At 74.8% G+C, this 8,130-nt stretch carries 5 protein-coding genes; all 5 read left to right on the forward strand.

Annotation, left to right across the window (positions count from 1 at the left end; all coding sequences use genetic code 11):
• The first annotated feature begins 460 nt into the window (after positions 1–460).
• The gene (locus AB0K09_RS25480; protein WP_366067720.1) at positions 461–2,407 is read left to right on the forward strand and encodes a glycogen debranching N-terminal domain-containing protein; all 1,947 of its coding nucleotides are present in this window, start codon (positions 461–463) and stop codon (positions 2,405–2,407) included.
• Between the two features lie 114 nt (positions 2,408–2,521).
• On the forward strand, positions 2,522–3,280 hold the full coding sequence (locus AB0K09_RS25485; RefSeq protein ID WP_366067716.1) for an NUDIX hydrolase: 759 nt from the start codon (positions 2,522–2,524) through the stop codon (positions 3,278–3,280).
• Between the two features lie 144 nt (positions 3,281–3,424).
• Positions 3,425–5,341: an ATP-binding cassette domain-containing protein gene (locus tag AB0K09_RS25490; RefSeq protein ID WP_366067717.1), complete on the forward strand. Its 1,917-nt coding sequence runs from the start codon at positions 3,425–3,427 to the stop codon at positions 5,339–5,341.
• A 233-nt stretch (positions 5,342–5,574) separates the two neighbouring features.
• Positions 5,575–6,513, forward strand: a complete 939-nt coding sequence (locus tag AB0K09_RS25495) for an FCD domain-containing protein (RefSeq protein WP_366067718.1) — start codon at positions 5,575–5,577, stop codon at positions 6,511–6,513.
• A gap of 368 nt (positions 6,514–6,881) precedes the next feature.
• On the forward strand, positions 6,882–8,130 hold a 1,249-nt coding region (locus AB0K09_RS25500; protein WP_366067719.1), incomplete at its 3' end, for an RNA polymerase sigma factor.

Raw genomic sequence — 8,130 nt, forward strand, 5'->3', positions numbered from 1 at the left:
CGACAAGCCGGGCGCCGGGCGGCCCGACGCCGCCGAGGCCCGGGCCCCGGGGCCGGCGCGACCGGAGGAAGGGGCAGCCGTGACCCGCCGTGCCGCCCGGCGCGGCGGCCCGACGGGGCCGGGGGCGACGGCACGCCCCGGCGGCCCGACCCGCCCCAGTGCGGCAGCTGCGGCCGGCGCGCCCGCGGGGAGGCCGCGCACCCGGCGGCGCACGGGACAGCGGGGAACGCGGGGGCGCGAGTGAGCGGTCCCGGAACACCCGGCGTGACCTCGGCGGGTCCGGCGCCGTTCACCTGAGTGGCCCGCAAACGTCGTCCGTCGTCCGGCCCGTGACGTCCGCAGGGAGCGCAGACAGGTGCAAGGCAGTGTCACCCGAGGCAATGTCACCCATGGTCACCCGACCCGCCGTCCGCCCGCGCCCCAGCGCGCCGGCGCCGCACGGACCGCCGGGCCGTACCCCGTGCACCAGGCGTTGATCTGCGTCGCGCTGCCCGCCCTGGCGATCTCCGGGGAGCACGGCCAGCTCACCGGGCAGGGGCTCGAAGGGTTCTATCGCAGCGGGCGCCGGCTGCTGGCCCGGTGCCTGCTGAAGGTCGGCGGGGCCGAGCCGGTGCCCGTCCTGGGCCGGATGGCCGCCGCGGACCGGGCCCGGTTCGTCGGCGCGGTGCGCACGGCGGCGGACGAGGGGCCCGACCCGGCCGTCACCGTGGAACGGCTGCGGGACGCCGAGGGCGTCGAACGCATCACCCTGCGCAGTTCGGCCCGCCACGAGCTCATACTCGGCGTCGAGGTGTCCCTGGGCACCGACCTCGCGGAGCTGGGCGCGGTCGCCGCGGGGGCGGCCGGTCCCGAGGTGCCCGCCGACGTGCACGCCTGCGGGCTGCGCTGGACGGCCCGCGGCGCGCACGCGGTGGTCACGGCCGATCCGGCGCCCGAGGACGTGCTCGCCTCGGCCGGGCTGCTCTGCTGGCAGATACGGCTGCCTCCCGGCGGGAGCCGCAGCATCGAACTACGGGTCGGGCAGGACGCCCCCGGCAGGGCGGCGGCCCCCGGAGCCCCGCGTGGCCGGAGCGGGGCACCGCCCTGGAGCGAGGCCGTGGCCGAGGGGGACGATCCCCGCGCCGCGCCGCTGCTGACGGCTTGTCTGGACGACCTTCGGGCGCTCCTCGTCCGAGACCCCGGCCGCCCGGGGGACCTGCACCTCGCCGCCGGCGCTCCCTGGCGCTGCGGCCACCTCGCGCCCGCCGAGGCCCTGTGGGCCGCGCGCATGACGCTGCCCCTGGGCGTCCGGCTCGCCGCCGGGACGTTGCGGACCCTGGCGCGCACCCAGCTGACCGGTCCCGGCCCCGACCGGGGGCGGATCCCCGGCGCCCTGCGGCACGCGGGCACCCATCTGCCGCCCTGCTGCACGGGCGTTGAGGCGACGCTGCTGTTCCCCGTCGTCCTCGCCGAGGCGCGGCGCTGGGGGCTCGCCGAGCAGGAGACGGAGCAGCTGCTGCCCGCCGCCGAGCGCTGTCTGGGCTGGCTGAGGGCCGCCGCCGGGGCCGGCGGCTACCTCGCCGACCCGGTGCCCGGCGGCCCGTACCGGGCCGAGACGCAGGCTCACGCGCACCGGGCCGCGGTGCTCGGCGCGGACCTGCTGGACGCGTACGGCAGGCCGGGAGCGGAGGCGCTGCGGCAGTGGGCGTCCGGCCTCCGGCGCCGGTTCCGGGAGGATTTCTGGGCCGACGACCTGTCGGGAGGCCGGCCGCTCGCCGCCCTCACCCCCGACGGGCGGCGGATACCGCAGCTGGGCAGCGCCGCCGCCCATCTGCTGGACACCGGCCTGCTGGGCTCGGGCGCGTACGCCGCGGGGCTGCTCGATGCGGTGCAGACGGAACAGCTGGCCCGGCTGTTCGGCGGGCCCGCCCTCGACTCCGGCTGGGGCCTGCGCAGCCTGGGCGTGAAGGAACCGGAGTACAACCCGTTCGGGCACCGGGGCGGGGCCGTGCGGGTGCACGAGACGGCCGTGGCGGTGGCCGGGCTGGCGGCGGCCGGCCATGAGAAGGAGGCCGGCGGGCTGGTCCGTGGCGTGTTCGACGCCGCCGAATGGTTCGGCCACCGGCTGCCCGAGATGTATGCGGGGGAGCAGCGCACGGCCGGCAGCGTGCCGCTGCCTCATCCGGCGGCCTGCCGCCCGGCTGCGGTCGCCGCGGCCGGCGCCGTGCTGATGCTGACCGCGCTCGCCGGGATCCGCCCGGACGTCCCGGCGGGCAGCGTCACGGTCAGGCCGCCGCGCGCGGCGCCGCTGGGGGCGCTGAGGCTGACCGGGCTGCGCGTGGCCGAGCAGCCGTTCGCCGTCCGCGTCAGCAGGCTCGGGCTGGGCATGGTGGAGGAAGCGGCCGACGGGCTGCAGTTGGGGGTGTGAAACGGCATGACCGCCGGACCGGGCGAGGGGTCGGGGGAGAGATCCCCCCAGGGGCTCGTCCCCGGCGGTTGGCAAGACCCTGTTTATCGTCAAGCAGACGACTATGATCGCTTCATGCCCTACGACCCGTCGGCCTTCCCGCCCTTCGCCGTCACCGTCGACCTGGTCGTGCTCACCGTGCGCCGGCACGCGCTGTGCGCGCTGGCGGTTCGCCGCGGTGAGCCGCCCTACCAGGGGCGGTGGGCGCTGCCGGGCGGATTCGTCCGGGCCGACGAGGACTTGGCCACGGCCGCCGCCCGGGAACTCGTCGAGGAGACCGGTCTGCACGCCGCGGACCCGGAGGGGCCGGCCGTTCTCAACGCCGCGCATCTGGAACAACTGGCCACCTACGGCGACCCCAAGCGTGACCCCCGGATGCGCGTGGTCAGCGTGGCCCATCTGGCCCTCGCCCCCGACCTGCCGGCTCCGCGGCCCGGCGGCGACGCGCGCAGCGTGCGCTGGGCGCCGGTGGACGAGCTGCTGGACCAGGACGGCTACGGGCGCGAGGACGAGCAGGCCGCGCCGCTCGCCTTCGACCACGCCCGGATCCTCGCCGACGGGGTCGAGCGCGCCCGCTCGAAGATCGAGTACTCCTCGCTGGCCACCGCCTTCTGCCCGCCGGAGTTCACCGTCGGCGAGCTGCGCCGGGTGTACGAGGCGGTGTGGGGTGTCGCCCTCGACCCCCGCAACTTCCACCGCAAGGTCACCGGCACGCCGGGGTTCCTGGTGCCGACCGGCGGTACGACGACACGGCAGGGCGGCCGTCCGGCCCAGCTCTTCCGCGCCGGCGGGGCGACCCTGCTCAACCCGCCCATGCTGCGCCCGGAGGCCTGACCGGGCGGTTCCGCGGGGGTGGGAGACGCTGCCCGCAGGGGTGATCCTCGCGCCCCATAAATGAACATTGCGGGGCAAATCGGACAGTGCGGGTTACGGTGCTGCGGTACCTCCCGTCCGCGCCCGTCGTCCCGCGGAGAGTCCATGATCCAGGCCATCGGACTGACCAGCGTTCCCCGTCGCAACCGACCCCCCGTCGTCGACGATCTGACCTTCGAGGCCCGCCCCGGCCGCGTCACGGTCCTGCTCGGCGAGCCCGGGGCGGGCAAGACGAGCGCGCTGCGGCTCATGCTGCGGCTCGACCCCGGGCGCGGCGTCGCCCTCTTCCGGGGGCGCCCCCTCGACCAGGTCGCGCACCCCACTCGCGAGGTCGGCGTCCTGCTCGGCGACGTGCCGGGGCACCCCGGCCGCACCGCGCGCGGCCATCTGCGCATGCTCAGCGCCGCCGCCGGAGTGCCCGCCGAGCGCGCGGAGGAGGTGCTGGAGGTCGTCGGTCTGAGCGGACTGGCCGACCAGCGCCTCGGCGGCTTCTCGCGCGGCATGGACCGGCGTCTCGGCCTCGCCGCGGCCCTGCTCGGCGACCCGCACTCGCTCGTGCTCGACGAGCCCGCCCGCGACCTCTCCCCGCGCGAGACGGCCTGGCTCCACGGAATGCTGCGCGGCTACGCCGCCCAGGGCGGTGCCGTGCTCGTCACCTCGCACGACGCGGCGGAGGCAGCGCGGATCGCCGACCAGGTGGTCACCATCGACGGGGGACGGCTCGTCGCCGATCAGGAGGCCGCCGTCTTCGCGGCCACCCGGCTGCGCCCCCGCGTCGTCGTCCAGACACCGCACGCAGGCCGGCTCGCGCATCTGCTCACCAACGGGACCGACGCCTTCGGCGCCCCGGCCGCCGACCCGTCGCTGGAGGTCGTGCACGAAGGCGGAAGCCGGCTCTACGTCTACGGCAGCAGCTGCGCGGCCGTCGGCGAGGCCGCCTACCGGCACGGCATCATCGTCCACCGGCTCACGGAGGAGACCGGCGACACCGGCCCCGTGACACCACTGCGGCGCGCCGACGGCCGGGGCGCCGGCGCTTACGAGGGGGCGCCCGGCGCCCCGGGTGAGGCATACGCCCCCGACGTGGCGGACGCTTCCGCGACGCACGACCCAGAGGCGTTCACGAGCCCGTCGGTTGCGCCCCTCCACCAGGGCGCGGCCCACCACGAGGCGGCCCCGGCCGAGACGGCCGGGGAGGACGACCCCGAGTACGCGGACCGTCCGGCGCCCTCACCGCGCGCCCGCCTGCGCGCCCCCAGCCCGGTCTGGCCGCTGCGCTACGAGCTGCTGCGCGCCACGGGCATCCGCACCGGGTGGGTCGTGGCGGCCGTGGCACTCGGGGTGTCGCTGGTCGGCTCGGTCCTGCTCGCGCGCATCGGCGGAGCCCCGGCGCTGCGCCTGCTCACGGGCTGGCCGCGGCTGCTGCCGCTGCCGCCGGCGGCCTTCGGTGCGGGTCTGCTCGGGGCGCTCGCCTTCGGGCAGGAGTTCCGCTATCCGGCACTGGCCCCCGACGCGGGCACCGTTCCGCGCCGGCTCGGCCTGCTGAGCGCCAAGCTCGCCGTCACGGCCGTGGCCGCCCTCGTCCTCGCGCTCTCGGCGGTCGGCCTGGACTCGGCGGCCCTCAAACTGCTCTTCGGCGAAGCCGTCCTCGCCGTCCCCGCCGACTGGGGCGTCACTCTGACCGGCGGTGTCACGCTGACCCTCGGCTGCGCCTGGGCCGGACTGCTGGCCGCAGGCGTGTTCCGGTCGACCTTCGCCGGGCTGGCCGCGGTCCTGGCGGTGCCGACGCTGGTGGTGCCGTTGCTGGGCGGGGTCCTCGCCCGGCCGGCCGCCCGGTCGCTGATGGGACTCCCGGGCCGGCTGCGCGCGGCGGCCGTCGTCCAGTGGCCGTCCAGTCTGGACCGGGTGTTCGCGGCCGCCCTGCGTGTGCTGTCGCAACCGGTCGGCTGGGCACTGACCGTGGCCCTCGCCGGGCTGCTCGGCGCGTACGTCCTCACCGTCTTCCGCGGGCGGCCCCGATGAGAGCTGTGCTAATGCGGCCCTCCGCATACGCGTCCACGCAGAGTGACAATCGTTCCGGGGGTGGCGTGGGTGGCGGCACTCTCCCGGCGCGGAAAATCGCCGTCATGGGTCGTCCGGACCCTCCGTGGCCCCGGGCCCGGCCATCACGCTGTGTGATGACCCTGCCGTAGGGAGATGCCCCTTTTTATCCATTTGAGCGTCAATTGTGAGGTAATGCGCGATCACCCTTTCGTGTGCTTTTCACCAAAGACCTCAAGGCGCTCGAGGGCGTCGCCGACAAAGGAAGCGTGAGTACCCTTGCGCACACCATGATGACCGCGGCTCGCCCCACCGACTCCGGCCTCACGGGCCCGGGCGAGCTGGACCGTTACTCCTATGCGGACGCGCCCGGCGTCGACCGTGGCGCCGCGCCCGCCTGGGACGGCGACGCGGAGCTCGGCCGGGCCGGCCGCCGCGCGGCCGGCAGTCGCGGCCGAGGACTGCACGGCCAGCTCGTGCAGCAGCTCGGCCAGATGATCGTCTCCGGCGACCTGGGCGCCGACCGCCCGCTCGTCCCCGAGGAGATCGGGCAGCGGTTCGAGGTCTCCCGCACCGTCGTCCGCGAATCCCTGCGCGTGCTGGAGGCGAAAGGCCTCGTCAGCGCCCGCCCCAACGTCGGCACGCGGGTCCGCCCGGTCAGCGACTGGAACCTCCTCGACCCCGACATCATCGAATGGCGGGCCTTCGGCCCGCAGCGCGAAGACCAGCGCCGGGAGCTGTGCGAGCTGCGCTGGGCCATCGAGCCCCTGGCCGCCCGGCTCGCCGCCGGTCACGGCCGCGAGGACGTCCAGCAGCGCCTCGCCGACATGGCCGAGATCATGGGCCACGCCCTGGCCCAGGGCGACTCGCTCACCTTCTCCAGGGCGGACGCCGAGTTTCACTCGCTGCTGCTCCAGGTCGCCGGAAACCGCATGCTGGAGCACCTCTCCGGCATCGTCTCCGCCGCCCTGCACGTCTCGGGGGCCACGGCCAGCGGCTGCGACCGCCCCAGTGAGGCCGGCGTCGGAGCGCACCTGCGGATCGTCGACGCCGTCGCCGCGGGCGACGCCGCCGGTGCGGAGGCCGCCATGCGTCAGCTGCTCGTCGCCCACCCCGAGGTCGAGCGCGTGGTGCCCGCGCCCCGCGAGCACTGACCGCGGCACGCGACCGTACGGACGGGACGGTACGCGCGGACCGCTCATCCGGCTCGCGCGTACGGTCTCGGGGCGGAACGCCCGTCGGAGCGCCGGTGAGCGGAGCGTTCTGCCCGGTTCGACGGCCTTTCATCGCTTATGCGGTGTGACTCGGGCCACGAGGATTGGGCGTAACGCTCTTCGAGGCAGCGCGATGACTAAAGAGGTGGTAGCCGCGGAGGGAATACAGGCCTCGCTCGAGGTGCTGTGTTGCTCCGCAACTATCGCCCGCGCCGTCGGTTCATCCTTGCCGGCGGTCGTCGGAACCGGTCGTCCGTCGTGGACGAGCCGGGGCCGGAAGCCGTTCCCATCGTTCCGAGAGGTTGTTCGTGTCGGCCAGCACATCCCGTACGCTCCCGCCGGAGATCGCCGAATCCGAGTCTCTGATGGCGCTCATCGAGCAGGGAAAGGCCGAGGGGCAGATCGCCGGCGACGACGTGCGTCGGGCCTTCGAGGCTGACCAGATTCCGCCAACCCAGTGGAAGAACGTTCTGCGCAGCCTCAACCAGGTCCTCGACGAGGAGGGTGTGACGCTGATGGTCAGTGCCGCAGAGGCGCCCAAGCGCACCCGCAAGAGCGTCGCAGCGAAGAGCCCGGCGAAGCGCACCGCGACCAAGGCCGTCGCCTCCAAGACGGTCACGGCCCGCCAGGCGGCCTCCACCACCTCCGCCTCGTCCACCGCCTCCGCCCAGCCGGGCGCCTACGGCGACGACGAGGCCGAGGCCGTGGCCGCGCCCGCGAAGAAGGCCGCCGCCAAGAAGACGGCGGCCAAGAAGACGGTGGCCAAGAAGGCCACCGCCAAGAAGACGGCGGCCAAGAAGACCGCCGCCAAGAAGGACGCCGACGAGCTGCTCGAGGACGAGCTGCTCGAGGACACCCCGGCGCCCGGCAAGGGTGACGAGGAGGACGAGACCGGCGAGACCAAGGGCTTCGTCCTGTCCGACGAGGACGAGGACGACGCGCCCGCGCAGCAGGTCGCGGTCGCCGGAGCCACCGCCGACCCGGTCAAGGACTACCTGAAGCAGATCGGCAAGGTCCCCCTGCTCAACGCCGAGCAGGAGGTCGAGCTCGCCAAGCGCATCGAGGCCGGTCTGTTCGCCGAGGACAAGCTGGCGAACTCCGACAAGCTGGCCCCCAAGCTCAAGCGCGAGCTGGAGATCATCGCGGAGGACGGCCGGCGCGCCAAGAACCACCTGCTGGAGGCCAACCTCCGCCTCGTGGTCTCCCTCGCCAAGCGCTACACCGGCCGCGGCATGCTCTTCCTGGACCTCATCCAGGAGGGCAACCTCGGTCTGATCCGCGCGGTGGAGAAGTTCGACTACACCAAGGGCTACAAGTTCTCCACGTACGCGACCTGGTGGATCCGCCAGGCGATCACGCGCGCGATGGCCGACCAGGCCCGCACCATCCGTATCCCGGTGCACATGGTCGAGGTCATCAACAAGCTGGCCCGCGTCCAGCGCCAGATGCTCCAGGACCTGGGCCGCGAGCCCACCCCGGAGGAGCTGGCCAAGGAGCTCGACATGACCCCCGAGAAGGTCATCGAGGTCCAGAAGTACGGCCGTGAGCCGATCTCCC

The sequence above is a fragment of the Streptomyces sp. NPDC049577 genome, assembly GCF_040675635.1.
In the GTDB taxonomy this organism is placed as follows: domain Bacteria; phylum Actinomycetota; class Actinomycetes; order Streptomycetales; family Streptomycetaceae; genus Streptomyces.